We start from the raw sequence: 26,121 nt of genomic DNA, 5'->3' as shown, positions 1-26,121 counted from the left end.
CAACAGGGGGGTTAACTTGCTGCGTAAGGTAAAAGCGGCCGTTGTCATTACGGCCTTGCTTGGCGGAACGGCGCCATTGATTGTTCCTGTGGCCGTGCATGCCCAATCGGGTCTGATTCGCGATATTGAAGTCGAAGGCAATAATCGTATCGAAACGGCAACGGTGAATGCATACCTCACCGTTGCACCTGGCGATTCCTACGACATCCAGAAAATCAACAGTTCACTCAAGGCGCTTTTCTCGACTGGCCTGTTTGCCGACGTATCCTTCTCGTTCAATCAGGGAATTTTGCGGGTAAACGTCGTTGAAAACCCGATCATCAACCGCATCGCGTTTGAAGGAAACCAGCGCCTTAAAGACGATACCCTGAGTGCTGAATTGCAGTTGCGCCCGCGCGTTGTTTACACCCGCACCAAGGTGCAGGCCGACGTCCAGCGTATCCTCGAACTCTATCGTCGTAGTGGACGTTTCGCCGCAACGGTTGAGCCGAAGGTCATCCAGCTTGACCAGAACCGTGTTGACTTGGCGTTCGAGATTGATGAGGGGGATGCCACCGGTATCCGCAAAATCAACTTTGTTGGCAACAAGGCCTTTGACGACGGTGAACTCTCTGATGTCATCCGCACGACCGAGAGTGCCTGGTGGAAAATCCTGACGGCCGACGATAACTACGATCCCGACCGTGTGACCTTTGACCGAGAGCTTCTGCGCCGCTTCTACCTCTCTGCCGGCTATGCCGATTTTCAGGTTCTCTCATCGGTTGCCGAGCTGACGCCTGATCGCTCGGACTTCTTTGTCACCTACACGGTGAGCGAGGGGCAGCGCTATCAGTTTGGCGAGATCAATGTCGCCTCACAGATCGACAAGATCGATCCGGAAACCCTGATGCCACTGATCGAGATTGAAAGCGGCGAATGGTATAACGCCAACCTCGTGGACGATGCGGTTGATGCTTTGACCGACAGTGTCGGGGACCAGGGCTATGCCTTCATTGACATCCGCCCGAATGTTCAGCGCAATCGCGAAACCGGCACCATTGACATCACATTCAATATCTCCGAAGGACCAAAGGTCTATGTCGAACGTATCAACGTTGTCGGCAACGTCCGCACCTTGGATGAAGTCATCCGTCGCGAATTCCGCCTGGTCGAAGGCGATGCGTTCAGCAGCTCCAAGATGCAGCGCTCCAAACAACGCATCGAAAACCTAAACTTCTTCAAATCGGTTGACGTCAAAACCCTGCCGGGGGCGTCTCCAGATCAGACCGTGATCGAGGTAGATGTCGAAGAAAAATCCACCGGTGAGTTTTCGATCGGTGCGGGCTACGGAACGGATAACGGCGCGTTTGGTCAGCTCGGCATTCGAGAACGCAACTTGCTTGGCAAAGGCCAGGATTTGCGCCTGAACTTCACGCTTGGTTCGAGTGATCAGCAAATCGATCTGTCCTTCACCGAGCCGTATTTCCTGGATCGAGAAATTGCTGCAGGGTTTGATGTCTACCGCCGTGAAGAGGATAATCAGGACGAAAGCTCGTATGACGAAGAGCAGACAGGTGGGCGTCTCCGTGCCGGCTTCCGTTATAGTGAGGAGCTCTCGCATTCGTTCCGTTATACCTTGGAGCAAAACAGCTATTCCAACATTAATCGTAATAGTGCTTCACGACTTCTGTTGGCTGAAGAGACCGAGTTTGTTGAGTCTGCCATTGGTCATACTTTGACCTATGATGAACGTGACAGCTCGATTTCGCCGACAGAGGGTTATTTTGCCCGCCTGTCAAATGATGTGGCCGGTCTTGGCGGGGATGAGCAATATTTGCGGTCACGTGTTGAGGGTGGCTATTACTATCCGCTGGATCGCGAACATGAATGGGTTCTCTCGACCCGTGGCTCAACAGGCTATATCTTCGGGTTCGATGATGATACCCGTATTTCTCAACGCTTTTCTGTCGGTGGTTCAAACCTGCGTGGTTTCGAAGCTGCCGGTGTCGGCCCGCGTGACATCGCGACCGGGGATGCGTTGGGTTCCAAACTGTACTACACTGGAACCGTTCAGTTGGACTTCCCGCTCGGGCTGCCGTCTGAGTTTGCTTTGACCGGTCGCGTGTTTAGTGACTTCGGCTCAGGGCAGGAAGTGGACGGTGCTCGGCCCGGCGAAATATATGATACGGGCTCTCTAAGAAGCTCTGTTGGTTTCGGCGTAGGTTGGGAATCGCCGTTTGGCCCGATTGGTGTGGATATCTCTCAGGCCGTCACAAAAGAAGATCACGACAAAGAGGAAATGTTCCGACTTAACTTCGGAACGAGATTCTAATGAAAATGATCAAATCTCTCCGTAATCTGCTGGTTCTCTCCGCTCTTATCGGTTTCGCTGCACATGCCAATGTTGTGCATGCGCAAGAGCCGAACCCGGATAACTTTGCCTCCGTCATGATTGTCGATTTTGCAGGCATCATGCGTGAGGCATCTGCGATGCAGGATGCCCGCAAACAAATCCGTGAGCGTCAGGTCGCTTATCAGCAGGAAATCGAAACCCGCGAACAGGGATTGCGCGAGGAAGAAAAACAACTCGCTCAGCAACGCACGCTGCTTGCTGCTGACGTGTTCCAAGGTAAGCAGAAGGAATTTCAGCAAAAAGTTGCTGATTTCCAGAAATTTGCCCAGGCACGCAGCCGTGTTCTTGATCAAGCCTTGGCTGAAGCCCAGTCCAAATTCTCGCAAGCCCTGAATGAAATCATTGGAAGCATTGCCGAAGAACGTGGCGCAAACCTTGTCCTGCATCGTGGTCAAGCCGTTCTGTTTGCAACCACCATGGATGCGACCAAGGAAGTTTTCGATCGCGCAAATGCCGAGGTTCCAACCATCACGGTTGAATTCAAGGAAGGCTCCTGATGGCGGATGCCCGTTTTTTTAGCCGCAAGGGACCTTTCAGTGTTGCTGAAATGGCTGCACTGACGGAAACAACACCGGTCAATGCGCCCGACGAAACACGGGTCTTTCAGGACGTCTCGCCACTGCAAAACGCAGATGGCGATATCCTGAGCTTCTTTGACAATCGCAAATACCTTGATGCGTTTGTCAACAGCAAGGCCGGGGCCTGCTTCGTGCGACCGGAATTTGTCGAGCGCGCACCCCAAGGCATGGTCTTGTTTACGACCAAGGACCCGTATCGCGCCTACGCGAAGGCTGCAACCGCGTTCTATCCGTTCGAAACCGGCAATGGCGTGATTTCGGATCGTGCGGTCATTGATCCGTCTGCCAAGCTTGGCAAAGGTGTTCAGGTCGATGCAGGTGCGGTCATCGGGGCCAACTGCGAAATTGGCGATGGCACCATCATCGCATCCAATGCTGTCATTGGTGACGGGGTTGTCATCGGTGCGGGTTGCAAGGTGGGTGCGAATGCCTCCATCAGCCACAGCCTGATTGGCAATCTGTGCCTGATCTATCCCGGTGCCCGCATCGGGCAGGACGGCTTTGGCTTTGCCATGGGGCCGCAAGGGCACGCCAAGGTCCCGCAATTGGGCCGGGTCGTCATTGGCAACGATGTTGAAGTCGGCTCAAACAGCACGATTGATCGCGGGGCAGGGCCAGATACTGTTATCGGCAATGGCTGTCGTATCGACAATCTGGTGCAAATCGGCCATAACGTTGAACTTGGCATGGGCTGTGTTGTTGTCTCGCAAGTCGGGATCTCGGGCTCGACCAAGATTGGCAATTTTGTCGTGCTTGCCGGTCAGGCAGGCATTACAGGACACCTCGAAATCGGCGATGGCGCGAAAGTCGCAGCCCAGTCGGGTGTCATGAAAAATGTGGGGCCGGGGGAAACTGTGGGCGGAAGTCCCGCCGTTCCGGTCATGGAATATCATAAACAGACGGTCGCCTTGTCGCGTCTGATACGAAAAAAGAAATAAGGGCTACACACATGACCGAACTGGTAAGTGTCGATATCCAGCGCATTCTGGAAATGATTCCGCATCGCTATCCGTTCCTTCTGATCGACAAGGTCATCGACATCGAAACCGATGTCCGTGCCACCGGCATCAAGAACGTGACGATGAACGAGCCGCAATTTACCGGCCATTTCCCGCAGCAGCCGATCATGCCTGGCGTCCTGATCATCGAAAGCATGGCGCAGACCGCAGCCATCCTGGTCGTTCAGACCCTTGGCGCGGATGCCGAAGGCAAGCTGGTTTATTTCATGAGCATCGATAACGCCCGTTTCCGCAAGCCGGTAACCCCGGGTGACGTCATGCACATCCATGTGACCAAAAAACAAAGCCGCGGCCCGGTCTGGAAGTTCGAAAGCCAGGTCAAGGTCGACGGCCAAGTCGTTGCCGAGGCAACCATCGCCGCGATGATCCGGGATAACTGATAATGTCAAAAGTACATCCAACCGCCGTTGTCGAAGATGGCGCGCAGATTGGTCAGGATGTCGAAATCGGACCCTATAGCGTGGTCGGTCCGAATGTTGTCTTGGGGGATGGTGTCAAACTGCACAGCCACGTTGCGGTCGCAGGTCACACCACCCTTGGCGATCAGTGCGAAGTTTATCCGTTTGCCTCTGTTGGTCATGCCCCGCAGGACCTGAAATTCAAGGGCGAAAACAGCCGCCTTATCGTTGGCAAACGCACCAAAATCCGCGAGGGCGCAACCCTTAACCCGGGCACCGAAGGTGGCGGTATGGAAACCACCATTGGTGACGATTGCCTTCTGATGACCGGGGCCCATGTCGGGCATGATTGCCATGTCGGAAACCACTGCATTCTGGTCAATAACGGCACGCTTGCGGGCCACGTGGTGGTCGAAGACTTCGCAATCGTTGGCGGTCTCTCGGCTGTTCACCAGTTTGTTCGTATCGGCAAGCACGCCATGATTGGCGGCATGACCGGGGTTGAAAGCGACGTCATCCCTTATGGTTCTGTCATCGGCAACCGTGCCTATCTTTCAGGCCTGAATATCATCGGCCTGAAACGCCGCGGTTTTGACCGTGAAACCATCCATTCGCTGCGCAAGGCCTATCGCCTTCTGTTTGCACAGGAAGGCACCCTGGCCGAACGTGTCGAAGAAGTCGCCAAGGATTTTGAGGGCGTCGGCCCGGTGATGGAAATCATCAATTTCCTCAAAGCGGAAAGCATGCGTTCCGTATGCACGCCAAAATATGACAGCTCCGCAGGATAATCCGCAGCCGAAATTGGGGATTATCGCCGGGGGCGGGGCGCTTCCCGCCCGTCTGGCGTCCGCTGCCATTTCAATGGGCCGCGATGTCTGCATCGTCAAGCTTGATGGCTATGCCGATGATACCGACCTTGACCAATATCCGAATGTAACGGCCCGCCTTGGTGCAGCATCGAAAATCCTTGATGCCATGCGCAAGGAAAACTGCCATGACGTGGTTCTGGCAGGCAGAGTGGCGCGTCCAACCTTTTCCTCGATCCGCCCGGATTGGCGGGCAGCCAAACTCCTGATGAAAGTCGGCACCAAGGCGCTTGGCGATGACGGATTGCTCCGCCTTGTTGGCAAGGAACTCGAACGCGAAGGCTTCCGACTTTTGGGCGCCCATGAAATTCTCGGCGATCTTGCGGTTGAGGAAGGCGTTCTTGGGGCTGTCAATCCCGATGAACAGGCAATGACCGATGCCGGCCATGGCCTGTCAGTCGCCCGAACACTGGGGCAGGCTGATGTCGGGCAGGGATGTGTCGTGCAACAGGGGCTGGTTCTGGCCCTTGAAGCCATCGAAGGCACCGATGAAATGGTGCGCCGCTCGGCCAAATACCGGCGTGATGGTGTTGGGGGGGTACTGGTAAAGTCCGCCAAGCCGCAACAGGACAAACGCCTTGATCTGCCGGCCATCGGCATGAAAACCGTCGAAGAGGCCCATAAAGCTGGCCTGCGTGGCATTGCATTGCTTGCCGGTGGCACCATGATCATTGATCGTGCCGCCGTCATTGCCCGTGCTGATGCGCTGGGGCTGTTTGTCGTTGGTCTGGCCCTCCCGGACGAGGAACGCCAAAATGGCGGATGAAATCACGCCGCTTGGCCCGAAAATCATGCTTGTGGCTGGCGAGGCATCCGGGGATCAACTGGGTGGGCGCCTGATGGCGGCCCTTAAGGCCAAACAGGATCATATTCGCTTTATCGGTGTCGGCGGCCCACGCATGGAACGTGAAGGCCTCAAAAGCCTGTTTCCGATGAACGAAATGTCGGTCATGGGCCTGACAGAGGTCGTGCCGCATATTCCACACTTGCTCAAACGCATTTCCCAAACCGCGGACTTCGCCAAATCCGAGAGACCCGATGTGGTGATTACCATTGATGCCCCGGATTTCAGCTTTCGGGTCGGCAAGAAGCTGAAAGGCAAGGGCATCCCGCTGGTGCACTATGTCGCCCCCTCGGTCTGGGCATGGCGCGCAGGCCGGGCAAAGAAGATTGCGGGTTTCCTCGATCATCTTCTGGCTCTTTTGCCGTTTGAACCGCCCTATTTCGAAAAAGAAGGCCTGCCAACCACCTTTATCGGCCACTCAGCCGTCGAAGAACGCCATGACGGGGATCGTGAGCGGTTCCGCGCTCAACATGGCCTGAAAGCGAACCAAAAGCTTCTGGCGGTTCTGCCCGGAAGCCGTAATTCCGAAGTCAAACGCCTCCTGCCGGTATTTCGCAAGGTCATTGATGATGTTGCCACGAAATACCCCGACGCGCGCATCGTCGTGCCAACGGTCAGCAAGGTGGTGGATACCGTCACCGAAGAAATGAAATCCTGGCCACTCGATCCGATTATTGTCGCAACCGATCAAGAACGCCATGATGCGTTCGCGGCCGCCGACTGTGCGCTTGCGGCATCAGGCACCGTCTCGCTGGAGCTCGCAATTGCCGGTGTGCCGCATGTCATTGCCTATCAGGTCAATGCAGTGACGGGCTGGATTGCCAAACGCCTGATCAAGATTGATACCGTCACCATTGTTAATCTGGTCCTTGGTAAAAAACTGATCCCCGAATTCCTGCAGGACAAATGCAAGGCCAAAAAGATCATTCCGGTTCTTGAAACCCTGATGGCCGATAGCCCGGAACGGGCAGCACAGATCGACGGTTTTGATAAAGCCTGCACCTTGCTGGGATTTGGTGACAGGCCGCCCAGCGAAAAGGCTGCCGAGCAGATTTTGAAAATCATCGCCAAAAAATAATCCGTTACGGGTGGCATCAAATCCGCATTGCAACTAGTTTCTTCGCATTGATTAATTGAAAACGGAGACAGTGTTATGCGCTACCTGCACACGATGGTACGTGTCGAGAATGTAGATGAGTCGATGAAATTCTATTGCGACCTTCTTGGCATGAAAGAGACCCGCCGGATCGAGAGCGAGCAGGGCCGTTTCACCCTGATCTATCTTGCACCGCCAGCGGACGTCGAAAGTGCCAAATCCGTCAAGGCCCCGGAACTTGAACTGACCTATAACTGGGACCCGGAAAGCTATTCCGGTGGGCGCAATTTCGGGCACCTGGCCTATGAAGTCGACGACATCTATGCGCTTTGTCAGAAACTGATGGATGCTGGTGTTACCATCAACCGTCCGCCGCGTGATGGCCGCATGGCGTTTGTTCGTTCCCCGGACGGCATTTCCATCGAGTTCCTGCAAAAAGGCGAAAGCCTCGCCCCGGCTGAACCGTGGGCCAGTATGGAAAACACCGGCAGCTGGTAAGCCCGGAAGATATAGTGGGGCAGGTTAAAGTTGCCTCACAAATACAAAAAGGCCCGGAAAATTCCGGGCCTTTTCTTTGATCTGTCGATGTCGATGCGGCTTAGCGCTTGTCGACCGGAACGAACGGACGTTCTGCAACACCGGTAAACAGCTGACGCGGACGACCGATTTTCTGAGATGGATCTTCGATCATCTCTTTCCACTGGGAAATCCAGCCAACGGTACGTGCAACAGCGAACAGCACGGTGAACATGCTGACCGGGATGCCCATCGCCTTGAAGATGATGCCCGAATAGAAGTCGACGTTCGGATAGAGTTTCTTCTCGATGAAGTACTCGTCTTCACGTGCGATGCGTTCCAGTTCCTGGGCAACGTCCAGCAGCGGGTCGCTGATGTTGAGTTCTTTGAGAACTTCGTGGCAGGTTTCCTGCATGACTTTGGCGCGCGGATCGTAGTTTTTGTAAACGCGGTGACCGAAGCCCATCAGACGGAACGGATCGTTCTTGTCTTTTGCTTTTGCAACATATTCCGGAATGTTTTTCACATCGCCGATTTCATTCAGCATGACCAGAACGGCTTCGTTTGCGCCGCCATGTGCCGGACCCCAAAGGGATGCGATACCAGCCGCAATACATGCAAACGGGTTAGCACCCGAAGAACCGGCCAGACGAACGGTCGAGGTCGACGCATTCTGTTCGTGGTCAGCATGCAGGATCAGGATGCGATCCATTGCCTTGGCCAGAACCGGATTGACTTCATAGTCTTCACACGGGTTGCCAAACATCATCTGCAGGAAGTTTTCTGCATAACCGAGCTTGTTGTTCGGATAACGGAACGGCTGACCGATGGAATATTTATATGCCATCGCCGCAATGGTCGGCATTTTCGCAATCAGGCGATAGGCCGAAATCATCCGCTGCTTCGGATCGTTGATGTCGGTGCTGTCATGATAGAACGCGGACAATGCGCCAACAACGCCACACATGATCGCCATCGGATGCGCATCACGGCGGAAACCGTTATAGAAATTGCGCATCTGTTCGTGGACCATGGTGTGCATGGTAATATCATTCTCGAACTTGGCTTTGTCGGTGGCATTCGGCAGCTCACCATAAAGCAGCAGATGGCAGACTTCGAGGAAGTCGGCATTTTCTGCAAGTTCATCAATTGCATAACCGCGGTGACGCAGAATACCAACGTCGCCATCAATATAGGTCAGTTCCGACTGGCAAGAGCCGGTCGAAGTGAAGCCCGGATCATAGGTGAAATATCCGGTTTCAGCATACAGCTTGCGGATGTCAATCACAGACGGGCCTACACTGCCCTCAATCACCGGCATCTCGAACGACTTGCCAGTGGCATTGTCGGTCATTGTCACGGTGTGGGAAGTCTTGGGATTAGATGCCATGACTATTTTTCCTTCCCTGTTTGAACGAACACGGTTTCAAGTTGTGTGCAGCATAATGCTGCGGCGCACAAAGCGCAAACGGGTTATTAGTTTTTCTTAATTCGCTGTTGTTATGCATCAAAATGGCGAATGCGTTTCAGCGTTTGGGTTTTGCCAAGCACAATCATTACTTCGAAAATGCCTGGAGAAGAGTTGGAGCCTGTAAGCACCGCCCGCAAGGGCTGCGCAACTTTGCCAAGCTTTAACTCAAACTTATCGGCAATGGCACGAACACTTGCGTCAACGTCCTCTTCGGTCCAGCTATCGAGCGCTTCAAGACTGTTGGCCAGTTCCTTGAACAGACCTTCAGGTGCACCATCAATCAGGGACTGGGCTTTCTCGTTAACGGACGTAATGCCATCGGTAACGTAGAAAGCCGAAGAGTCGGCGAGCTCGATAAGAGTCTTGGCCCTTTCTTTAAGGCCTGCCATGCCGTTGATCAAGATTTCTTTTTGCGACGCATCAAGCGCATCGACGCCAATTTGCTTGGCAATCAGCGGCGAAATCTCGTCTGCAAGGCGTTTGTCATCGGCCTGACGCAGGTAGATGCCATTAAGGTTGGTCAGCTTTGCAAAATCAAAGCGCGCAGCCCCTTTGCCGACATCGGTGATGTCAAACCATTCAATTGCCTGCTCGGTCGAAATGACCTCATCATCGCCATGGCCCCAGCCAAGACGCAGAAGATAGTTATTCAATGCTTCGGGCAAGAATCCCATTTCATCGCGATAGGCATCAACACCCAGCGCGCCATGGCGTTTAGACAGCTTGGCGCCATCCGGACCATGGATCAGCGGGATATGCGCAAAGGTCGGAACATCCCAACCCATGGCATCATAAATGACTTTCTGACGGAATGCGTTTGTCAGGTGGTCGTCACCACGAATGACGTTGGTAACACCCATGTCATGGTCATCAACCACGACTGAAAGCATGTAAGTTGGCGTTCCGTCGCCGCGCAGGATGACATAATCGTCAAGCTGCTCATTGCCGACGCGAACTTCGCCCTGCACCTGATCATTGATCACGGCATCGCCTTCCTGCGGGGCCTTGACGCGGACTACCGGTTTGACACCTTCCGGCGCCTCGGACGGATCGCGATCACGCCAGGTGCCGTCATATTTCATCGGACGGCCTTCTGCGCGGGCTTTCTCGCGCATGGCGGTCAGCTCCTCGGGGGAGCAATAGCAATAATATGCCTTCCCGGCATCAAGAAGCTGTTGGGCGACTTCTGCATGGCGGTCGCGACGGGCAAACTGGAAAGTCGGCTCTTCGTCTGCGGTCAGGCCAAGCCAGTTCAAGCCGTCAAAAATGGCATCGACAGCCTCGGGCGTTGAACGTTCACGGTCGGTATCTTCAATCCGGAGCAGGAACTTGCCACCGGTATGTTTGGCATACAGCCAGTTATAAAGTGCGGTGCGTGCGCCGCCGATATGCAGAAACCCGGTCGGAGACGGGGCAAAACGGGTAACAACCGTCATTCAATCTATCCGTTATTTGGATGTTGTCGCTTGTCCTGAGGACTTTTGGCGTGCAGGCTATAGCACAAATGACACGCTGTTGCACCACAGCGGATGTTAGATAGAAACTATGCGGCAGGCGGGCTATTGGACATTCGTCGTACGGCGACAGGTAAAGTTAAATTAAAACAATTGTTTGTGGGGTTTTTCTCACAAATTAATTTTGTTGTAACAAGCCAAAGAAATAAATGGTTTCTGTCCTCGGTTATCTTCTTTGGGTTGGGCTGTGCCGGGTATTTCTTGCTCCCTGCGCGTATCGGGATTGGTCAAATTGCTCTGGCGGTGATTCTGCTGTGCTGCGGTTTCTGGATGTCGCGGCGGCTTGCCACTCTGGCCTTCACGTTTCAGCTGCTTGCCAGTCTGGCGTTCGGGGCTTTGACAAGTACCATCCATACTGAACTTGGCCCGGATAATATCCCGACAAAAACGCTCTATACGACCGAAGTCACAGGCACCATCATTACGCTGGAACCGCGGAATGGACGCATCCGCGCCACTGTCCAGCCGTCCGAGATTGTCGGCATTGCCCAAGACCAACTGGACTGGAATGTAAGGCTCAGTTTCTTGGGCGATAGTGCGCTTTCAATTGGCGATCAGATCCGTGCGAACGCACGTCTCTTTCCCTTGCGCGCACCTGCTGTTCCCGGCGACCCGGATTTCTCACGCAACCTCTATTTCAGCAATATTGCCGCATCCGGCTTTGTCTTTGGACGACAATTCGAAGTTCTGGAAAATAAAAAAGACATAAATAACAATGCTTTGTTGGTGGGTATTGAAAGGGCGCGTCAATATATCTCAAACGTCATCAGCGATGAAATGACCGGCCCCGAAACCGGCATTGCCAAGGCACTGATCATTGGCGAACGCGGTGAAGTGGCCCCGGATATTGCCGATAACCTTCGCAAATCCGGCCTCGCGCATCTGTTGGCGATTTCCGGTCTGCATATGGGGTTGCTTTGCGGGACGGTGTTTTTCCTGATCCGGTTCGGGTTGGCCGCCATTCCATCAATTGCCTTGCGCTATCCGATCAAGAAATGGGCGGCGATGGCGGCCATGCTGGCAGGGCTTGTCTATCTCGGATTATCCGGGGCGACCATTCCGACCCAGCGCGCCTTTGTTATGTTACTTGTGGTTTGGCTGGCACTGCTGCTGGATCGCCGTGCCATATCGCTGCGCCTTGTGGGTGTTGCCGCGATCGTTGTTTTGATCCTTCGGCCTGATGCGGCACTTGGGGCCAGTTTCCAACTCTCCTTTGCCGCCGTTGGCGCTCTTGTTGCGTTTTATGACGGGCCGGGGCGGCGCTGGCTTGATCGGCAGGGGATGCTGTCCTGGTATGAGCGTGCTGGCCTTTATCTTGTAGGCTTGCTGCTGACCGGCCTGATCGTGACGGCCGTAACAGGCCCGATCATCGGTTATCATTTTGGCCGGATTTCGATGCTCGGTGTCTTCGCCAATCTGGTCGCTATTCCGGTCATGGCATTTTGGGTGATGCCCTGGATCGTTGTGACGCTGGCGCTGATCCCGATTGGGTTATCGGGGCTCTCACTTGCCGCGATGAAGCCCGGATTGACGGTGCTTTTGGAAACCGCCGAACTGGTTGCCGCACAGGACTGGGGGCTTTGGTATGTTTCGGGCCTTGATATGCTGGCGGTTGCCTTGGGGCTGTTTGCCTTGGCCTGGATCGTCATCTGGCGCGACAAGGTGATGATCGTGCCGGTTCTTCCGGTGATTTTTGCCGCCATCATCTTTCAGGCACTGCACAAAGAACCCGAAATCCTGATATCAGGCGACCGCGAAAGCTGGGCGATCTATGATCCCGATGCCGGTATCCTGCATACCTCATCGCGGCTGAATGATTTTCAAAAAGGCATCTGGATGAGCCGCTTCGGCATTCGCCCCGAACAGGAAAAAAGCCGCGTACAGGCCTGCCAGAACGACCCGTGCTCCGTGGGTGTTAGCGCTAACATCGTTCAGTCACGGATCATTGTCGCAAGCCGTATTACCAATCCGTTTTATGCCTGCCGCAACGCTGATATCATTGTCAGCCTGAAAACAGATCTGCCAACCACCTGTCAGGCCTCCGGCGCGCGCATGGTCATCGATGATGATGTTCTGTGGTGGCAGGGCGGTGTTGCGATCAAGCTGGCCTCGAAGCCAGATGAAAAGCCTGTCATCAACACCGTCCGTGCGGAAACCGGCAATTGGCCCTGGATCGTCATCGGTGGCAGAGCAGGGCGCTAAGAACCTGATCGCACACAAAACAAAAACGCCCGGGCAAAAGCACCGGGCATTTTTGTATGTAACCTCGCGCAAGCAATCAGTACTGACGCAGCAGCCCGACCAGACGGCCCTGAATGCGCACGCGATCTGGAGACAGGGCGCGGGTTTCATAGCGTGCGTTGGCCGGTTCCAGCAGAACTTCACCACGCCCGCGTTTCAGGCGCTTAAGCGTTGCTTCGCTGTCATCGACGAGTGCCACCACAATCGTGCCGTCATGGGCCTGTTCGCAACGTTGGATCAGGACGGTGTCACCATCCAGAATGCCAGCATCAATCATCGAATCCCCCGATACTTCAAGGGCATAGTGATCACCGGCGCCAAGCAGGGCCGCCGGGACCTGTACCATGGTCGTTTGATCGCGAAGGGCCTCGATCGGTGTACCGGCAGCAATCCGGCCATAGAGTGGTAAGCCAACGGATTCCCCGGCTTCCGAGAAGGCGGTTGGCACCGTGGTTGGTCGATGCGCGGCCTTTCGCACACTGGCAAGCGAGGTCACATTGTTTGGCGTTTCCGGCGCGTCATCATCGCTGTTTTCCGGAAGTCTGACGACCTCAAGCGCGCGTGCACGATGGGCAAGGCGGCGGATAAAGCCGCGTTCCTCAAGGCCTGTGATCAGGCGGTGAATGCCGGATTTGGATTTAAGGTTCAGGGCCTCCTTCATTTCATCGAAAGATGGCGAAATCCCGTGATCGCGAAGGTAATTGTCTATATAGACCAGCAACTCATATTGCTTGCGCGTCAGCATGTTATTTCCCGAACCTGTAAAAAGAACAAAAAGGATACACAGATGTTCTACTTTAGTTCTTTTTGCGGGTCAAGCGGCTCTGTGCGATTTGACGGAAAAACCGAATAATCGCCGTGATCCTTCAAAAAATGTGAATAATCGGCGGTCTGCGGGGCAGGAAGCTAGTCCGCGACAAAGGTACCCGATTTGCCACCTTCTTTTCGGGTGACCCGCAAATCGGTAATCCTCATACTTTTATCAACCGCCTTGCACATGTCAAAAACCGTGAGTGCTGCGACCGAGGCAGCAGTCAGGGCTTCCATCTCGACACCGGTCTTGCCGGTTGTCTTGCAGGTGGCGGTGATATCGACCGCATCGGCCCCCTCGACAAGTTCCAGATCGACGGTGACAGAAGTCAGGGGCAGGGGATGACAAAGCGGGATCAGATCGGGGGTCTTTTTCGCCCCCATGATCCCGGCAAGCTGGGCGATGCCAAGAACATCACCCTTTTTATGGCCCCGCTTGGCAATCAGCTTTGCCGTTTCGGAAGACATCAGAACCCGTGCCTTGGCAATGGCGGTGCGCGCGGTTTCTGCCTTGGCCGAAATATCGACCATCACCGCGTTGCCACCGGCATCAATATGGGAAAGCTTGTCTGCCATTGGTTCTGTCCAGTATTGATCAGGCCGCAAGGCCGAGCAGGTTGCGGGTGGCGGTTGCGACGTCGTCCTGGCGCATCAGGCTTTCGCCGATCAGGAAACACTCAGCGCCGACCTTTGCCATGCGGGCCAGATCATCAGGGGTAAACAACCCGCTTTCAGCTACCAGCAACCGATCATCGCCGACCATGCTTGCCAGTTCCTCGGTCGTGGTGAGCGAAATTTCCATGGTTTTGAGGTTGCGGTTGTTAATCCCCAGCAAACGTGACTTGAGCTTGAGCGCACGTTCGAGTTCCGGGGCGTTGTGCACCTCGATCAAAACATCCATGCCAAGGCTGTGCGCGGCATCTTCAAGCTCAGAAGCCAGGCTGTCTTCAAGGGCTGCCATGATCAGAAGGATGCAATCAGCACCAAGTGCACGTGCCTCGGTAATCTGATAGGGATCAACCATGAAGTCCTTGCGAAGGGCCGGAAGATCGACCGCCGCACGGGCCGCGACCAGATAGCTGTCATCGCCCTGGAAATAGGGTATGTCGGTCAGAACCGACAGGCAGCTTGCCCCGCCGGCCTTATAGGCCTTGGCGAGTTCCGGCGGATTGAAGTCCGGGCGGATCAGTCCCTTGGACGGGGATGCCTTTTTGATTTCGGCAATCAGGCCATAACGGCCATCGGCAACACTGGTTTCAAGCGCTCTGATAAAACCACGCGGGGCGGATTGCGCCTTTGCCTCGGCCTCCAGGGTGGCAAGCGTCTTGCGCTCCTTGCAGGCCGCAACGTGATCGCGTTTGTCGTTGCAGATTTTGGCTAGTACGTCGCTCACGCCGGGGTTCCTTCGTTGGTAATCTTCACAAGCCCTTGCAGGGTTTCGGCAGCCTTGCCGCTATCAATGGCGTCCGCGGCCTTTTTGATGCCGTCGGCCAGATCGCTGGCAATGCCGGTCACCACAAGAGCCGCCCCGGCATTCATCAGAACGATGTCGCGGTACGGGCTTTTCTTGGCGGCCAGAAGGTCGGTAATCGCCCTGGCATTGACATCAGCATCGCCACCCTTGAGATCGTCAAGCGTTACGGTTTCAAGCCCGAAATCGCCCGGATTGATTTCAAAGGTGGTGACGGTACCATCCTTGACCTCGGCAACATAGGTCGGGCCGGTGGTCGAGATTTCATCAAGGCCGCTGTCGCCATGAACAACCCATGCATGCACCGATCCCAAACGGTTGAGCACATTGGCAATCGGTTCGACCCACTGTTTGGCAAAAACGCCAAGAACCTGACGTTTGGTCTTGGCCGGGTTGGCCAGCGGTCCCAGCAGGTTAAAGATGGTGCGTGTGCCCATTTCAACGCGGGTCGGCATGACGTGACGCATCGCCGAATGGTGACGGGTCGCCATCATGAAGCAAAGATTGATGTCGCGAAGCGCCTTTTCCAGAAGCTTCATATCGGCATCAAGATTGACACCAAGCGCCATCAAAACATCGGCAGACCCGGATTTCGACGATGCGGCGCGGTTGCCGTGCTTGGCAACGGTGGCGCCCGCGGCGGCAGCCACAATCGCAGCCCCGGTCGAGATATTATAGGTGCCACTGCCATCACCACCGGTGCCGCAGGTATCGACCGCGTTTTCCGGGGCAATGATGCCGGTTGCCTTTTCACGCATGACACGCGCGGCACCGGTGATTTCATCAACGGTTTCGCCGCGAATGCGCAAGCCCATCAGGAAAGCCCCCATCTGCGATGGCGTTGCCTGACCGGACATCAGCACGTTAAAGGCCGCCTCGGCCGCGCTTTCGGTCAGTTTTTCGCCATCTGCGACTTTGGCCAGAATTGGCTTCAGATCATGATCAGTCGACATCGGGTCTTCCTTGGTTTGCGGTCCGGTGCGAATTACGCACCGGTATAGTCGATAAAATTCTTAAGCAAGGCGTGGCCATGTTCCGAAGCGATGCTTTCGGGATGGAACTGGACACCATGAATTTGATGGGTTTTGTGACGCACGCCCATAATAAGACCATCTCCGCTTTCGGCCGTTATTTCAAGGCTGTCGGGCAAAGTTTCGCGTTCAATCACCAGCGAGTGATAACGGGTGGCTTCAAACGGGCTGGGCAGGCCTTTAAAAACGCTGCTGCCGGAATGCTTCATCGCATCGGTCTTGCCATGCATGCATTCGGGCGCACGGATCACCTTGCCGCCAAAGGCCTGACCGATCGATTGATGACCAAGACAGACGCCAAGCAATTTGACCTTGCCTGCGGCAGCCTTGATCAGATCAAGGCAGATGCCGGCCCGTTCCGGATCGCAAGGGCCGGGCGAAATCACAATGCCTTCGGGATTGAGCGCCATGGCCGCATCCACGGTAATCTCGTCATTGCGGCGCACTTCGACCTCGGGGCCGAGTTCGCGCAGATAGTGCCACAGATTGAATGTGAAACTGTCGTAATTGTCGATGAGGAGATACATCGTCGGATGGGCCTGTGTACATTAAGGTCGGCAGAGAATAAACGCCCTTGTCGCTACGTCAAGCAGAAGCAGAGCAAGGGTTTTTCGCGATCTAAATGCACGTTGGTGCTCAGTCGTTAATGTTCTTTAACCGGGTGCTAACCAGAGGCGTTTTAAAAACGTGAAAACACAAACCGACTTGATCGGTGTATAATCACAACATGGGAAGCGGTCGTTCAGTGAACGAAACAGCCGCTACGAGCATCCCAGCCAACGAATACTGGAGACCACAGCGTGGCACGCCGGGCAACCCGGGCACCGACCGCCAAACGTAAAAAGGCGGCACCCAAGAAATCCACTCGTAAAAAGACCGCCCCGAAAAAGAAATCGGGTGGCATTGGTCGCCTGATGCTGGGCGGGGCCTTTGTTGCGGGTACGCTGTCGGCCATTATTGCCGTTGGCAGCATGCTTGAACTTGATCGTGCGTCGGATGAATTTGGCCGCGCAGCGGATCAAAGCGCACCGAATTATGCCCTGGCCGAGCCGGAACCGACCCCGAAACTTCGCAAGGATTACAAGCTTTCGGAAAATACCAATGTTTCCGAGCGTGGACGCACGGGATATCTGGTCGGCGAAAATAACGACACGACGCGATCCACCGGGCAAGGGGGGCAGGGGCTGACGGACTTTGTGCCGGCACCTGTCGCACGCAAACCAGACCAGGGTGGGGATATCCTTCCTGGCGACAGTGGCAATGATGTTCCGATGGCAACCGTTGGCCCGACAAATCAGCCGTGGCAGAAATATGCCGCGCTGACACAGGACACTGGTGACAAACCGGTGATTGCGATTGTGATTGATGATGCCGGGCTTGATCAGCCGCGCACCGCCAAGACCGTCGATCTGCCGGGGCCGATCACAATTTCCTATCTGCCCTATGCCCGTGATTTGCAGGCACAGGTCAATGCCGCGCGCAAGGCCGGTCATGAAGTGATGCTGCATATGCCGATGGAACCATCGTCGGCTGCGGTCGATCCGGGGCCGCATGCGTTGCTGGCAAGCTATGACCGCCAGACCATCCTCAATGAGATGTTCTGGATGCTGGATCGGTTTGATGGCTATGTCGGTGTGAACAATCACATGGGCAGCAAATTTACCGCCGATTCCGAACGCATGCGTGTTGTCATGGAAGTCATGAAGTCACGCGGCCTGATGTTCCTCGATAGCCGGACCAGCGCAGACTCGGTCGGCTATTCCACGGCAAGCAGCTTTGGCGTCCCGGCAATCACACGTGATATTTTTATTGATGATGCCGATGATGCGGCCAAGATCGCCGATATGTTGGCCCGCACAGAAAATGTCGCCCGCAAGCAAGGCTTTGCCATTGCGATTGGTCATCCGCGCGATCTGACGATCGGGGCGCTTCACAAATGGATCCCCGAAATTCAGGCCAAGGGCTTTGTGCTGGTGCCGATTACAGATGTGCTGCGCCGATCCATGCAAAGTGTGACCGGCTAGTAGGTTTATCTGACGAAAATGAAAAAGGGCTGCAGTTATCCTACAGCCCTTTTTGTTTGCGTGATACGAGATCAGGCGAAGCGATGGGCTTCGCGGGCGGCGGCCATGAGGGCACCGGCCTTGTTCTGGCATTCCTTGTGTTCGAGTTCCGGTTTGCTGTCGACGACGACACCGGCACCGGCCTGAATGTGGATTTTCTCGTCCTTGATGACGGCGGTGCGCAGCGCAATGCAGGTATCCATCGAGCCATCGGCCGAGATATAGCCGATACAGCCGGCATAGATGCCACGACGCACCGATTCCAGTTCATCAATGATTTCCATGGCGCGGACCTTGGGCGCGCCTGAAACGGTTCCGGCCGGGAAGCCGGCCTTGAGTGCATCCATCGCGTCGTATTTGGTTTCGTCAATCTGGCCGACCACGTTTGAGACAATATGCATGACGTGGGAATAATATTCGATCTGTTCGCGGTCGGTGACGCGCACGGTGCCCGGTTTGGAAACGCGCCCGACATCATTGCGCCCGAGATCGAGCAACATCAGATGTTCTGAGCGTTCCTTGGGATCATCGAGCAGGTCCTGGGCCATGACTTTGTCGTCATCGGGCGTTTTGCCGCGCCGACGGGTTCCGGCAATCGGGCGAATGGTGACTTCGCCATCGCGGAGCCGCACCAGGATTTCCGGGCTGGCACCGACGACCTGAAATCCGCCGATATCGAGATAGAACATGAAGGGCGACGGATTGATCCGACGAAGTGCGCGGTAAAAGGCAAAGGGCGGGAGCTGATAGGGTAGCGTGTAGCGTTGCGACAGCACGACCTGAAAGATATCGCCCGCACGGATATAATCCTTGGCCTTTTCGACCATGTCGTGGAACCCGGCCTCGGTGACGCTGACCTTTGGGTCGGGCAGGGTGTCTGGCACGGATTTGGAGCGGCGGTCGATAAACAGATTGCGCTGGAACTGCTGCACGACGTCATTAAGCCGCGCACAGGCCAGATCATAGGCCGCATCAGCCGAAATGCCTTTTTCCGGGCGCACCGGGGTTACGACGGTCACCGTGTCTTCGATGGTGTCAAAACTTGCCGTCACGGTCGGGCGGATGAAGATGCCGTCGGGCACATCAAGCTCGTCCTTGTTGCTGTCGGGCAGCTTTTCCATCAGACGCACAGTGTCATAGCCCATATAGCCAACCAGACCGGCACTCATGGGGGGCAGGTTGTCGGGCAGTTCGATATGGCTTTCGGCGATCAGTTTCTTGAGGCTGTCAAGCGGGGCTTCGGATTCCGCCACAAAGGCATCGGCATCGGCCATCACACGGCGATTGAGTTCGGCCTTGTTGCCAAAGCAGCGCCAGATCAGGTCGGGTTTAAGACCGAGGAAGGAATAACGCCCGCGGACCGATCCGCCTTCAACAGATTCAAGCAAATAGGTGTTTGGCATGCCTTCGGCGATCTTGAGAAAGGCCGAGACCGGCGTATCAAGATCGGCGGTCAGCGCGGTCCAGAGAACCTGCGAAATGCCGTTGTCGTAGTTTTGCTTGAAACTGGTGAAATCCGGTTTGATTTCCATGATCTGTCCGCTGGTTGGGCTTGGTCGGTTTGGCGACGGCGTCTTTGAGATAGAAAAAGGGCGACCGGATTTTCCGGTCGCCCCTGGATGTGTATCAGTTTGCAGCGGTCGGCTGATAAAGCTCGTTGATCACGCTGTTATTGACGCTGACCGAGATTTCCTCGTTCAGGTAGTTGAGATACTGCGCAAGGATGTCCTCGTTAAGGGCTTCCTTGAGCTCGTCATTTACCGGTGCGGCATCGGCGGTGTTGATGTCTGCGGCCTGAATTTCATCAAGCTTGACGATCATGACGTCTTCGCCGGTCTGGACGGCTTTGGCCTTGCCGTCTTCAAGGGTGAAGAGAGCCGCGGCAACCGCCGGGTTGACGTCATCTGCAAGGCCACGGCCGGTACGACGGGTCAGGCCGGTTTCACGAACGTCTGCGCCGTCTTCGGAGGCGAGGGTCGCGAGATCAGCACCGGACGTGTTGATGTTGCCAGCCAGTTCTTCGGCTTTTTCCATCATCAGGCGTTGGCGTTCTTCGGCGGTCCAGGCGGCGACAACTTCGTTGCGAACTTCGTCAAACGGACGCAGGGCCGACGGGGTTACGTTTTCAACACGAACGACATAACGCGTGCCCGAAGCGGTTTCTTCAAGGAAGCTTTCCTCGCCGTTTTCGAGCTCGAAGATTTTGGCGTTGATTTCGTCTGCGCCGTCAACGTTCTGACCTGCAAGGCCTTCGCCACGGACGATGCCGTCAAGCTTGTAGGTCTTTGCGCCAACATCGCGTGCGGCGTCTTCGATCGGGGTGCCAGCACCGAGTTCCTCGTCAAAGGTGGCCGCCAGATCATAGATGGCGTCCTCGGCTTTGAACTGTTTGAGGCCGTCAACAATGATGTCTCGGACTTCATCAAGGCTTTGGGTGCTGCCCGGGGTGATCGACGGAACACGGATGATGTGCCAGCCAAGGGCGGTTTCGACCGGCTCGGAGATGCCGCCTTCGTCAAGCGAGAAGGTCGCATCGCGGAGATCGGGCAGGATGTCATTTGCGGTGAACTGGCCAAGTTTGACCATGGCTTCGTCCATGTTCGCGTCTTCTTTGGCGACCGTCATGAAGTCGGCACCTTCCGTCAGGCGCTTATAGGCTTCACGGGCGGTCTGTTCTTCGTTCGGCGAAAACAGGATTTGTTCGACGGTGCGTTTTTCCGGGGTCTGGAATTCCGGTTCACGCTGCGCATAGGCGTCGGAAATTTCTTCGTCGGTTACGGTGACGGTCGAAATCAGGTCAGCGGCACTTAGCGTTGCAAGGGTGACATTGCGGCTTTCCGGTGCGGTGAACTGGGCGGCGTTTTCTTCGTGATAGGCACGAAGGGTCGCGTCATCAGCCGGTTCGATGTCAGCAAACGCATCCTTGTTCAGCGTAAAGAACGAACCGCTGCGCTGTTCGTTGCGGTATGCGACGATCTGACGCGCCATGATGTCTGGCACCGTTGCCGGGTTGGTCAGGCTGCTGACAACCTGCTGGCTCATCATGTCGCCACGGACACCGTTGATGAATTCGTTTTCGGTGTAGCCAGCCTGATACAGGGCCTGCAGGAAGCGATCACGGCTGAACTGGCCTGTGGTCGGGTCCTTGAAGCTGTCAGACGAGAAGATCTGATCACGGACGGCTTCGTCGCTGATGCCGATACCGATGTTTTTGGCATCTTCACGCAGGATCTTCTGGGATACGAGCGACTGCACCGTATTGTTCAGAAGGCCCATCTGAATGGCCTGCTGCTGGTTGAAGTTCGGTCCGAACATGTTTTGCATATTCTGCACGCTACGCTGGAAGGCGCGATCCAGTTCGACCGGGGTGATTTTCTGGCTGCCGATTTCGGCAACTTCACGCGAGGTGCCCAGATTGAGCATCGATGCGTTCAGGCCCCAGATCACGAAGCTCAGTGCAATCACGCCAAAGATAATCTTGGCGAAGATTGATTTCGAAAATGTGCGAATGCCAGCAAGCATATGATAAGCCTAACAATCCGTGGTTTGACGCCAAAATCAGGCTTTGACGTCGTTTCATTGTGGTCGCCCGGACGACACGATAGACGAAAAGGCCCGAGCAAATTTGCCGCGCATCTTAATGGCGAGTGTTATCAGCGGCAACAGGCGATTGTATAGAAGATGACTGCAATCACATCCTAAATACGTGATCAGGCGTTTTCGGGTACTTGGCCCCGCTGGCATGGCATGCTAAAACCCGCGTCGAAACAGGTCCTGTAACAAATCGTATCAACCGCAAACCGGTTGTTATGGTCTTGAAACAAGGACACTACACAGACAAAATGTGAACCTGATCAGCACGAGGTAGCTCCCATGACCCAACGCCGTCCCCTGATTGCCGGAAACTGGAAAATGAACTGTTTGCGTGCAGACGGTCTTGCGCTGGCATCAAGCCTGGCGGCAAAGGCGTCTGAAAAAGGGGCGCTTGGTTGCGATATTCTTGTCTGTCCGCCGGCAACGCTTTTGTCCGAGGCAGTTGGTGTGACGAAGGGAAGTGCGGTTGCCGTCGGTGGGCAGGATTGCCATGCGGCGATTTCAGGCGCGCATACCGGAGATCTGGCCGCCCCGATGCTGGCCGATGTTGGCGCACAATATGTTCTGGTTGGTCATTCCGAACGCCGTGCCGATCACGGGGAAAGTTCGACCGACATTCGCAAAAAGGCGATTGCGGCCCATGATGCCGGTCTGATCGCGGTGGTTTGCGTTGGCGAGACCGAGGAAGAACGCGATCTTGGCGCGACGTTGCCGGTGGTGAACGGGCAGGTGGCGGTATCGCTTCCCGATGGGGCGACAGCCAAAAACACGGTTGTTGCCTATGAGCCGGTCTGGGCGATTGGCACGGGCCGTACTGCCAGTGTCGAAGAAGTTGCCGAAGTGCATGCTGCGATCCGTGCAGGTCTGATGGCACGGTTTGAGGATGGTGATCAGTTCCGAATTCTGTATGGTGGTTCGGTCAAGCCGTCGAATGCCAAGGAATTGATGGCTGTCGAAGATGTCGATGGTGCACTTGTCGGCGGGGCCAGCCTTAAGGTTGAAGATTTCTGGCAGATTATTGAATCTTGTGCCTGACCGACTGCGGTGCAGATTTTGTTTAATATGGTCTAGCCAACAGCCATAAAACGCGTTAAATACGCATCAAATTTATGCCCGATCCGGGCCGAATTGCGTTTGGATCGGTTGATTAGGACAAGAGTTTCGACACCATGCAAACAGTCATTCTGGTAATCCACCTTCTTCTTGCGCTCGGCCTGATCGCTGTGATTCTCGTGCAGCGCAGCGAGGGCGGTGGGCTTGGTATCGGCGGTAACAGCGGCGGCGGAGGCGGCGGCGGTGGTTTCGGCGTGATGAGCTCACGCGGCGCTGCGAACCTGCTGACCCGCACTACTGCTATTCTGGCAGGCGCATTCATGATCACCAGCATCATTCTTGCCCTTCAGTCGAATACCCACACCCAGCCGGCTTCGATCCTTGATCAAGCGCCGGAACCGGCCCCTGCGGTCACCGAGCCTGCCGAGGACACCGGTCCCGCGGCCCCGACCCGCTAAACAAATTAACCGACGACCCGAGGCGGCAAACTTGCCGCCTCAATTTTTGATTGTTGAATTCCCCGGTTCGTGGTGCACTGCACGGAACCGAGGCTTTGTGCTTTGAGATGAGGCCAAGATAATGACTCGTTTTATCTTTATTACCGGTGGCGTGGTTTCCTCGCTGGGCAAAGGTCTGGCTTCCGCTGCTTTGGGGGCATCCCTGCAGGCACGCGGCTTTACAGTTCGTCTGCGTAAACTTGATCCGTATATCAACGTCGATCCGGGCACCATGAGCCCGTACCAGCATGGCGAATGCTATGTGACCGAAGACGGGGCCGAGACCGACCTTGATCTTGGCCACTATGAACGTTTCACCGGCGTATCATCGCGCCGGTCCGATAACGTCACCACGGGTCGTATCTATTCCAACGTGATCGCGCGGGAACGTCGCGGCGATTACCTTGGCGGGACTGTGCAGGTCATTCCGCACATCACCGATGCGATCAAGGAATTCGTGATGTCGGATGCGACCGAGGATTTCGTCCTGGTCGAGATCGGCGGCACGGTTGGTGATATCGAAAGTCTTCCGTTCCTTGAAGCCATCCGTCAGATGGGCAATGACCTTGGCGATGGCCGGGCACTGTTCATGCACCTGACCCTTGTGCCGTATATTTCTTCGGCCGGTGAGCTTAAGACCAAACCGACCCAGCATTCCGTCAAGGAATTGCAGAGTGTCGGTATTCAGCCAGACATTCTTCTGTGCCGTTGTGATCGCGAAATTCCGATCAATGAACGCCGCAAGATTGCGCGTTTCTGTAACGTCCGTGAAGCGGCGGTTATTCCGGCCTATGACGTTGACAATATCTATCAGGTGCCGATCAGCTATCACCAGTATGGTCTGGATAACGAAGTGCTTTATCACTTCGGCCTGCAGGCGCAGGAACCGGATCTTCAGCCGTGGGAAGATATCTGCAACACCATCCGCAATCCGGAAGGTGAGGTCACCATCGGCATCGTTGGCAAATACATCCAGCTTCCCGATGCCTATAAGTCGCTGACCGAAGCACTGACTCATGGCGGTATTGCCAACAAGGTGCGCGTCAAACTGGAATGGATTGCGTCTGACGAGCTAGAAAAAGAAGGCAACGTCAACGAAATCCTGTCCAAGCTTGATGCGATCATGGTGCCGGGCGGCTTTGGCGAACGTGGCACCGAAGGCAAGATTGCCGCGGCCCGCTATGCGCGTGAAAACAAGGTGCCGTATTTCGGGATTTGCTTTGGCATGCAGATGGCGGTTCTGGAAGCTGCGCGTAACCTTGCCGGGCTTAAGGATGCTTCCTCGTCCGAATTTGGCCCGACCAAGACGCCGCTTGTCGGTCTGATGACCGAATGGGCGAAAGATGGTGGCTCGGTCGAACGTCGTTCTGATGACGATGACCTTGGCGGCACCATGCGTCTGGGTAATTACGAGTGCAAACTTGTTGATGGCACCCGTGCGCGCGAGATTTATGGCAGCGAAACCGTTCTGGAACGTCACCGCCATCGTTATGAGGTGAACGTCAACTTCATGGGCCAGCTTGAAGAGAAGGGCCTGAAGTTCTCGGGCCTCTCGCCGGATGGTCGTTTGCCGGAGATCGTCGAATATCCGGATCATCCGTGGTTCATCGGTGTTCAGTTCCACCCGGAACTGCGTTCGCGTCCGCTGGATCCGCATCCGCTGTTTGTTTCCTATATCAAGGCCGCCAAAGAGCGCAGCCGTCTGGTATAAGCCTGGTATCTGATTGCCAGAACAAATAGCCACAAGTGATCGACAGAAAGTCAGTGCAATGACCGAAATTAAAACCGTCAAAGTCGGCAATATCGAAATCGCCAACGACAAGCCGTTTGCCGTTCTGGCAGGCCCGTGTGCGATCGAAAGCCGTCAGCACGCCCTTGAAATGGCCACAGCCCTTAAGGAACTGTCCGAAGGGCTTGGCATCGGGCTTGTTTATAAAAGCTCGTTTGACAAGGCCAACCGGACCAGCACCACGTCCAAACGCGGTGTTGGCCTTAAGGAAGGTCTCGATATCCTGGCTGAGGTCAAGGACGTCACCGGGCTTCCGATTGTGACCGACGTGCATTTGCCCGATCAGTGTGCGGCGGTGGCCGAGGTTGCCGATATCCTGCAGATCCCGGCATTCCTGTGCCGTCAGGCCGATCTGTTGCAGGCGGCCGGCAAAACGGGCCGTGCGGTCAATGTCAAAAAGGGTCAGTTCCTGGCCCCTTGGGACATGGTCAATGTGGCCAATAACCTGGCTGCGACCGGCAATGAAAACATCATGCTCTGTGACCGTGGGACCAGCTTTGGCTATAACACGCTTGTCACGGACTTCCGTGGACTTCCCACCATGGCCCGTCAGGGCTATCCGGTTGTCTTCGATGCCACCCATTCGGTTCAGCAGCCGGGCGGACAGGGCACCTCGTCAGGTGGCCAGCGCGAATTCGCGCCAGTTCTTGCCCGTGCGGCCGTTGCGGTTGGTATCGCGGCACTGTTTATCGAAACCCACGATAACCCGGCGACGGCCATTTCCGATGGCCCGAACCAAATCCCGTTGAACAAGCTTCCCGAAGTTCTTTCGGTTCTGATGGAACTGGACAAGGTGGCAAAAGCCAATCCGGTTCGTCTGGATATGTTTGACGCGTAAATAACAAATGCCGCCAGCACGTGATTGGCGGCATTCTTTT

At 55.4% G+C, this 26,121-nt stretch carries 23 protein-coding genes; 14 read left to right on the top strand and 9 right to left on the bottom strand.

Annotated elements, in window-relative coordinates; genetic code table 11:
• Window positions 1–16 precede the first annotated feature (16 nt).
• The 8 genes from bamA to FHI25_RS11835 all read left to right on the top strand — a co-directional run bounded on the left by bamA (window position 17) and on the right by FHI25_RS11835 (window position 7,691).
• Window positions 17–2,311 (top strand): outer membrane protein assembly factor BamA, encoded by a 2,295-nt coding sequence (gene bamA, locus FHI25_RS11870; RefSeq protein WP_349238013.1) that lies wholly within the window; start codon window positions 17–19, stop codon window positions 2,309–2,311.
• Window positions 2,311–2,889 (top strand): OmpH family outer membrane protein, encoded by a 579-nt coding sequence (locus FHI25_RS11865; RefSeq protein WP_210518011.1) that lies wholly within the window; start codon window positions 2,311–2,313, stop codon window positions 2,887–2,889. Before bamA ends, FHI25_RS11865 begins: the two co-directional genes overlap by 1 nt.
• Window positions 2,889–3,908: a UDP-3-O-(3-hydroxymyristoyl)glucosamine N-acyltransferase gene (gene lpxD, locus FHI25_RS11860; RefSeq protein ID WP_210518008.1), complete on the top strand. Its 1,020-nt coding sequence runs from the start codon at window positions 2,889–2,891 to the stop codon at window positions 3,906–3,908. The genes FHI25_RS11865 and lpxD overlap by 1 nt, the downstream gene beginning before the upstream one ends.
• Window positions 3,909–3,919: 11 nt before the next feature.
• On the top strand, window positions 3,920–4,369 hold the full coding sequence (gene fabZ, locus FHI25_RS11855) for a 3-hydroxyacyl-ACP dehydratase FabZ (RefSeq protein WP_008891195.1): 450 nt from the start codon (window positions 3,920–3,922) through the stop codon (window positions 4,367–4,369).
• Window positions 4,370–4,371: 2 nt separating this feature from the next.
• Window positions 4,372–5,175 (top strand): acyl-ACP--UDP-N-acetylglucosamine O-acyltransferase, encoded by an 804-nt coding sequence (lpxA, locus tag FHI25_RS11850; protein WP_008891194.1) that lies wholly within the window; start codon window positions 4,372–4,374, stop codon window positions 5,173–5,175.
• Window positions 5,156–6,019, top strand: a complete 864-nt coding sequence (gene lpxI / locus FHI25_RS11845) for a UDP-2,3-diacylglucosamine diphosphatase LpxI (RefSeq protein ID WP_210518006.1) — start codon at window positions 5,156–5,158, stop codon at window positions 6,017–6,019. Before lpxA ends, lpxI begins: the two co-directional genes overlap by 20 nt.
• Window positions 6,009–7,175, top strand: coding sequence for a lipid-A-disaccharide synthase (gene lpxB, locus FHI25_RS11840; RefSeq protein WP_210518004.1), 1,167 nt, complete (start codon window positions 6,009–6,011; stop codon window positions 7,173–7,175). The genes lpxI and lpxB overlap by 11 nt, the downstream gene beginning before the upstream one ends.
• A gap of 75 nt (window positions 7,176–7,250) precedes the next feature.
• Window positions 7,251–7,691 (top strand): VOC family protein, encoded by a 441-nt coding sequence (locus tag FHI25_RS11835; RefSeq protein WP_008891191.1) that lies wholly within the window; start codon window positions 7,251–7,253, stop codon window positions 7,689–7,691.
• 100 nt (window positions 7,692–7,791) lie between these two features.
• On the opposite strand, the gene FHI25_RS11830 is transcribed toward FHI25_RS11835, so the two are convergent.
• Entirely contained in the window at window positions 7,792–9,099 is a 1,308-nt protein-coding gene (locus FHI25_RS11830; protein WP_210518001.1) for a citrate synthase, read from the bottom strand.
• A 110-nt stretch (window positions 9,100–9,209) separates the two neighbouring features.
• Complete coding sequence (gene gltX / locus FHI25_RS11825; protein WP_063089402.1) at window positions 9,210–10,616, bottom strand: glutamate--tRNA ligase; 1,407 nt, start codon at window positions 10,614–10,616, stop codon at window positions 9,210–9,212.
• Window positions 10,617–10,895: 279 nt separating this feature from the next.
• Between gltX and FHI25_RS11820 the strand changes: the two genes are divergently transcribed.
• Complete coding sequence (locus FHI25_RS11820) at window positions 10,896–12,896, top strand: ComEC/Rec2 family competence protein (protein WP_246879045.1); 2,001 nt, start codon at window positions 10,896–10,898, stop codon at window positions 12,894–12,896.
• Window positions 12,897–12,972: 76 nt separating this feature from the next.
• Here the strand turns inward: FHI25_RS11820 and lexA are convergent, their stop codons facing one another.
• The 5 genes from lexA to FHI25_RS11795 form a co-directional block, all read right to left on the bottom strand.
• On the bottom strand, window positions 12,973–13,680 hold the full coding sequence (lexA, locus tag FHI25_RS11815) for a transcriptional repressor LexA (protein ID WP_008891187.1): 708 nt from the start codon (window positions 13,678–13,680) through the stop codon (window positions 12,973–12,975).
• A gap of 161 nt (window positions 13,681–13,841) precedes the next feature.
• Window positions 13,842–14,321, bottom strand: a complete 480-nt coding sequence (gene moaC / locus FHI25_RS11810; RefSeq protein WP_210517989.1) for a cyclic pyranopterin monophosphate synthase MoaC — start codon at window positions 14,319–14,321, stop codon at window positions 13,842–13,844.
• Between the two features lie 19 nt (window positions 14,322–14,340).
• The gene (gene trpC, locus FHI25_RS11805) at window positions 14,341–15,138 is read right to left on the bottom strand and encodes an indole-3-glycerol phosphate synthase TrpC (protein ID WP_210517987.1); all 798 of its coding nucleotides are present in this window, start codon (window positions 15,136–15,138) and stop codon (window positions 14,341–14,343) included.
• Entirely contained in the window at window positions 15,135–16,169 is a 1,035-nt protein-coding gene (gene trpD / locus FHI25_RS11800) for an anthranilate phosphoribosyltransferase (RefSeq protein WP_210517985.1), read from the bottom strand. Before trpD ends, trpC begins: the two co-directional genes overlap by 4 nt.
• A gap of 32 nt (window positions 16,170–16,201) precedes the next feature.
• Window positions 16,202–16,774 carry an aminodeoxychorismate/anthranilate synthase component II gene (locus FHI25_RS11795; protein ID WP_210517983.1) on the bottom strand — a complete coding sequence of 191 codons (573 nt, stop codon included), beginning with the start codon at window positions 16,772–16,774 and terminating at the stop codon, window positions 16,202–16,204.
• A gap of 273 nt (window positions 16,775–17,047) precedes the next feature.
• Here FHI25_RS11795 and FHI25_RS20800 point away from each other — a divergent pair, with 273 nt between their 5' ends.
• A complete protein-coding gene (locus tag FHI25_RS20800) occupies window positions 17,048–18,271 on the top strand; it encodes a divergent polysaccharide deacetylase family protein (protein WP_210517981.1) in 1,224 nt (407 codons plus the stop codon).
• A 71-nt stretch (window positions 18,272–18,342) separates the two neighbouring features.
• Here the strand turns inward: FHI25_RS20800 and trpE are convergent, their stop codons facing one another.
• Window positions 18,343–19,842 (bottom strand): anthranilate synthase component I, encoded by a 1,500-nt coding sequence (gene trpE / locus FHI25_RS11785; RefSeq protein ID WP_210517979.1) that lies wholly within the window; start codon window positions 19,840–19,842, stop codon window positions 18,343–18,345.
• Window positions 19,843–19,936: 94 nt separating this feature from the next.
• Complete coding sequence (locus tag FHI25_RS11780) at window positions 19,937–21,832, bottom strand: peptidyl-prolyl cis-trans isomerase (RefSeq protein ID WP_210517977.1); 1,896 nt, start codon at window positions 21,830–21,832, stop codon at window positions 19,937–19,939.
• A gap of 351 nt (window positions 21,833–22,183) precedes the next feature.
• Between FHI25_RS11780 and tpiA the strand changes: the two genes are divergently transcribed.
• From tpiA to kdsA, 4 genes are all read left to right on the top strand, one after another.
• Complete coding sequence (gene tpiA, locus FHI25_RS11775; RefSeq protein WP_210517975.1) at window positions 22,184–22,939, top strand: triose-phosphate isomerase; 756 nt, start codon at window positions 22,184–22,186, stop codon at window positions 22,937–22,939.
• A 134-nt stretch (window positions 22,940–23,073) separates the two neighbouring features.
• Window positions 23,074–23,415, top strand: a complete 342-nt coding sequence (gene secG / locus FHI25_RS11770; protein ID WP_008891176.1) for a preprotein translocase subunit SecG — start codon at window positions 23,074–23,076, stop codon at window positions 23,413–23,415.
• A 121-nt stretch (window positions 23,416–23,536) separates the two neighbouring features.
• Window positions 23,537–25,165: a CTP synthase gene (locus FHI25_RS11765; RefSeq protein ID WP_008891175.1), complete on the top strand. Its 1,629-nt coding sequence runs from the start codon at window positions 23,537–23,539 to the stop codon at window positions 25,163–25,165.
• A gap of 58 nt (window positions 25,166–25,223) precedes the next feature.
• Complete coding sequence (gene kdsA, locus FHI25_RS11760; protein WP_210517973.1) at window positions 25,224–26,081, top strand: 3-deoxy-8-phosphooctulonate synthase; 858 nt, start codon at window positions 25,224–25,226, stop codon at window positions 26,079–26,081.
• The last annotated feature ends 40 nt before the right edge of the window (window positions 26,082–26,121 follow it).

It is taken from the genome of Thalassospira sp. ER-Se-21-Dark, from assembly GCF_017922435.1.
In the GTDB taxonomy this organism is placed as follows: domain Bacteria; phylum Pseudomonadota; class Alphaproteobacteria; order Rhodospirillales; family Thalassospiraceae; genus Thalassospira.
This window is presented reverse-complemented; position numbering and strand designations above follow the sequence as displayed.

Coding starts and splice junctions, on each gene's coding strand:
- FHI25_RS11865 (WP_210518011.1), top strand. CDS start 2,311: ATGAAAATGATCAAATCTCTCCGTAATCTGCTGGTTCTCTCCGCTCTT.
- lpxD (WP_210518008.1), top strand. CDS start 2,889: ATGGCGGATGCCCGTTTTTTTAGCCGCAAGGGACCTTTCAGTGTTGCT.
- fabZ (WP_008891195.1), top strand. CDS start 3,920: ATGACCGAACTGGTAAGTGTCGATATCCAGCGCATTCTGGAAATGATT.
- lpxA (WP_008891194.1), top strand. CDS start 4,372: ATGTCAAAAGTACATCCAACCGCCGTTGTCGAAGATGGCGCGCAGATT.
- lpxI (WP_210518006.1), top strand. CDS start 5,156: ATGACAGCTCCGCAGGATAATCCGCAGCCGAAATTGGGGATTATCGCC.
- lpxB (WP_210518004.1), top strand. CDS start 6,009: ATGGCGGATGAAATCACGCCGCTTGGCCCGAAAATCATGCTTGTGGCT.
- FHI25_RS11835 (WP_008891191.1), top strand. CDS start 7,251: ATGCGCTACCTGCACACGATGGTACGTGTCGAGAATGTAGATGAGTCG.
- FHI25_RS11830 (WP_210518001.1), bottom strand. CDS start 9,099: ATGGCATCTAATCCCAAGACTTCCCACACCGTGACAATGACCGACAAT.
- gltX (WP_063089402.1), bottom strand. CDS start 10,616: ATGACGGTTGTTACCCGTTTTGCCCCGTCTCCGACCGGGTTTCTGCAT.
- lexA (WP_008891187.1), bottom strand. CDS start 13,680: ATGCTGACGCGCAAGCAATATGAGTTGCTGGTCTATATAGACAATTAC.
- moaC (WP_210517989.1), bottom strand. CDS start 14,321: ATGGCAGACAAGCTTTCCCATATTGATGCCGGTGGCAACGCGGTGATG.
- trpD (WP_210517985.1), bottom strand. CDS start 16,169: ATGTCGACTGATCATGATCTGAAGCCAATTCTGGCCAAAGTCGCAGAT.
- FHI25_RS11795 (WP_210517983.1), bottom strand. CDS start 16,774: ATGTATCTCCTCATCGACAATTACGACAGTTTCACATTCAATCTGTGG.
- trpE (WP_210517979.1), bottom strand. CDS start 19,842: ATGGAAATCAAACCGGATTTCACCAGTTTCAAGCAAAACTACGACAAC.
- FHI25_RS11780 (WP_210517977.1), bottom strand. CDS start 21,832: ATGCTTGCTGGCATTCGCACATTTTCGAAATCAATCTTCGCCAAGATT.
- tpiA (WP_210517975.1), top strand. CDS start 22,184: ATGACCCAACGCCGTCCCCTGATTGCCGGAAACTGGAAAATGAACTGT.
- secG (WP_008891176.1), top strand. CDS start 23,074: ATGCAAACAGTCATTCTGGTAATCCACCTTCTTCTTGCGCTCGGCCTG.
- FHI25_RS11765 (WP_008891175.1), top strand. CDS start 23,537: ATGACTCGTTTTATCTTTATTACCGGTGGCGTGGTTTCCTCGCTGGGC.
- kdsA (WP_210517973.1), top strand. CDS start 25,224: ATGACCGAAATTAAAACCGTCAAAGTCGGCAATATCGAAATCGCCAAC.